The sequence below is a fragment of the Clostridium sp. genome, from assembly GCF_016650095.1.
Classification (GTDB): Bacteria; Bacillota; Clostridia; order Clostridiales; family Clostridiaceae; genus Clostridium_AD.
On sequence record NZ_JAENWL010000385.1, the window covers coordinates 1 to 3475 of the forward strand.

3 protein-coding genes are annotated in these 3475 nt (G+C 31.1%); all 3 read left to right on the forward strand.

Annotated elements, in window-relative coordinates; all coding sequences use genetic code 11:
- On the forward strand, positions 1 to 1131 hold a 1131-nt coding region (locus tag JJE11_RS16725), incomplete at its 5' end, for a nuclease domain-containing protein (RefSeq protein WP_291637663.1).
- Positions 1132 to 1229: 98 nt separating this feature from the next.
- A complete protein-coding gene (locus tag JJE11_RS16730; protein WP_291637665.1) occupies positions 1230 to 2648 on the forward strand; it encodes an RNA-binding domain-containing protein in 1419 nt (472 codons plus the stop codon).
- Between the two features lie 57 nt (positions 2649 to 2705).
- Positions 2706 to 3125 (forward strand): nuclease domain-containing protein, encoded by a 420-nt coding sequence (locus JJE11_RS16735; RefSeq protein WP_291637667.1) that lies wholly within the window; start codon positions 2706 to 2708, stop codon positions 3123 to 3125.
- Positions 3126 to 3475 lie beyond the last annotated feature (350 nt).

Below are 3475 nucleotides of genomic sequence, written 5' to 3' on the forward strand. Positions count from 1 at the left end.
GAAGCTAAGATGATTTATTCTAACAATAAGAATAGGTTAGAATTATGGTATAACAAATCATATTCACCTCCAACAACTAATCAAAGACCAGATACTGTGCTTTGCATTAAAAATTTAAATAATAAAGAAGACAATAGAATTTATATATTTGATGCTAAGTATAGAATAAATGTCGACGATAATGCTGTTATAGGCCCAGTTGAGGATGATATAAATGTAATGCATAGATATAGGGATGCAATAGTGTCAAAACTTAGTAACGATGTTCAATTTAAATATGATACATTTGGAGCTTATGTTATGTTTCCTTATGGAGACGAAGAGAAGTTTAAAGAACATGATTTTTATAAGAGTATAGAAGAAGTAAATATAGGAGCTTTTCCAATGCTGCCGGGAAGTACGAAGTTAATAACCAAGCAGTTACAGAAAATAATAGAGCAGTCCTCACTCGAAGCAAGAAGTGATAGGGTAGTTATAGATGAATATGATGATTATGGTAAGTTTAAGCATTTGAATGTAATGCTCGCTAATGTGAAAGATGAACGGCATTTAAAAGAGTATAAAGAAAATTTGTTTTATCATATTCCAATAGCAAGATTAAAAGAGGTTAGAGAGTCAGTTGAGTATATAGCATTTTATCAATCAAAGGAAAACTTTAAAGAAGAGGGTGGAGTAAGATATTTTGGTAAGATAAAAGAGTGCAAAGAATATCAGAGAAGAGAATGTGCTGAACTTAAAGCTAGAGTTGGTACTGAGGATGATGTATATATAAGAATCGATTTAGAATATATAAAAGAAATAGATAACATAGTCATAAATCAAACAGTAACTAGACTTGTAACTTATACAACTTTATATCTACTGAAAAATGCAGAAAACACCCAGGAGCTAAAAGTAGGCAGCAGCTTAGAACTTGTGGTATATAAAGTGTTAAAGAAGGTAGCTAAAGAGAAGGGGCTTAAAATCAAGAAAATAGATAAAGACAAGGATGTTAAGGCTGATAAGAAAGATAAAGTGAAAGAATATATTATAGGGGATGTTACTGTAGAAATAGTAGATGGAATTGTAATAAGGGTGAATGGGATTGAGACTAATGTAAAAGGATTAGAAGGGTATATTTTATTATTCTAGAATAATAATTTGTATGCTTTGTTTGAAATTACACAAAATATATTATATGATATAGTTACGGGGTTTAAATAAAAAATTTAGAGTGGAAGTTGATATATATGAGATTTGAAAAATTAAAAGAAATTATCAATGGTGGGGAAAGTTTAACCGTTGAATTTAAGCAAAGCAAGAATAAATTAAATAAAGATGTTTTTGAATCTGTATGTGCATTTTTGAATCGTAATGGAGGACACTTATTTCTTGGCGTAAATGATGCTGGTAATGTTGTTGGAATTGATGATGAAGCTATAAATAAGGTTAAAAAGGAATTTGTGACATCTATAAATAATATTCAAAAGTTAAACCCAACATTTTATTTGTCAGTTGAAGATATTAAAGTTGATGAAAAAACAATTCTTTACATTTATGTCCCTGAGAGTTCTCAAGTCCATAGATGTAATGGGAAAATATATGATCGAAATGAAGATGGAGATATGGATATTACTGATAATACAAATCAAGTTTCAGAAATGTATATGAGGAAGCAAGGAACGTATACTGAAAATAGAATTTATCCGTTTACTAAAATGTCAGACTTACGAAGTGATCTCTTTACGAAGGTCAGAAAACTTGCGGTGAATCAAAGGGACGATCACCCATGGCTTCTAATGGATGATATGGAACTTCTAAAGAGTGCCGGATTATATCTTAAAGATTTACAAAGCGGAAAAGAAGGAATCACCTTAGCAGGGATACTGTTGTTTGGTAGCGATGAGCTAATTTTAAATGCTCTTCCCCACTTTAAAACAGATGCTATTTTACGTAGAGAAGATATTGACCGATATGATGATAGGGATGATATTAGAACCAATTTAATTGATAGCTATGAAAGGCTTATGCAGTTTATAGCAAAGCATTTAAATGACAAGTTTTATCTGGAAAAGGACCAAAGAATAGGACTAAGAGATAAGATATTCAGAGAAGTGGTTTCGAATATTCTAATTCATAGAGAATTTTTGAATCCATTTCCCGCAAAACTCGTGATTGAAATTGATAGGGTTTTTACTGAAAATAGTAATAAGCCACATGGTAATGGTGTAATTGATCCTAATAATTTTTCACCATATCCTAAAAATCCTAAAATAGCAAAATTCTTTAAAGAAATAGGCAGAGTGGAAGAACTTGGTTCTGGTGTTAGAAATATATATAAATACAATAAAATATACTCAGGAGCAGCACCTGAATTTATGGAAGGTGATGTTTTTAGAACTATTATTCCATTAAAACCTCAAGATGGTGAACAAGCTAGTGAACAAGCTAGTGAACAAGGTGAGGATAGTACCAGAAAAATATTGGAGTTTTGTAAAACGGCTAGAAGTAGGAGTGAAATTCAAAGTTTTAGTGGTATTAAAAGTAGGCGATATTTTATTGAAAAGATATTAAACCCTTTGCTAAAAGGTGGTCTATTAAAGCTATCAATACCTAATAAACCTACAAGTCCAAATCAAAAATATTATAATGATAAAATGGGTAGGTAAATCAAAATATTCCATTCAGAGGCAGGTATTCCTGCCTCTTTTTGTTCCAGCTATAAAATGCTATTTTACTTGGAGAAGATAAGCTGGTTTAACAATCATTTAACATTATCCCAGGAATCTGAAGCTAAGATGATTTATTCTAACAATAAGAATAGGTTAGAATTATGGTATAACAAATCATATTCACCTCCAACAACTAGTCAAAGACCAGATACTGTGCTTTGCATTAAAAATTTAAATAATAAAGATGACAATAGAATTTATATATTTGATGCTAAGTATGGAATAAATGTGGATGATAGTGGTGTTGTAGGACCAGTTGAAGATGATATAAATGTAATGCATAGATATAGGGATGCAATAGTATCAAAACTTAGTAACGAGGTTCAATTTAAATATGATACCTTTGGAGCTTATGTTATGTTTCCTTATGGAGACGAGAGAAGTTCAAGGAACATAAATTTTATAAGAGTATAGAAGAAGTAAATATAGGAGCTTTTCCTATGCTACCGGGAAGCACGAAGTTAATAACCAAGCAGCTAAAATTAAAGCGAGCGTTGGTACTGAGGATGATATATATTTAAGAATTAACTTAGAATATATAAAAGAGATAGATAACATAGTCCCAAGTGAACCTCACATGACTAAAGTCACGTGCTTCTAAGATTACTCTTAGATTTTCCCACATCCTCGTCCTCGTAACCCCTAACATAATAATCTATGACATATCTACTAACTCCATGGGCGTAATACTTCGGATAGTTCCTACCCTAATTTTATATATAAATTTGTTTTAACTTGCTATTTCCATTCCTAAATCCTTTAAC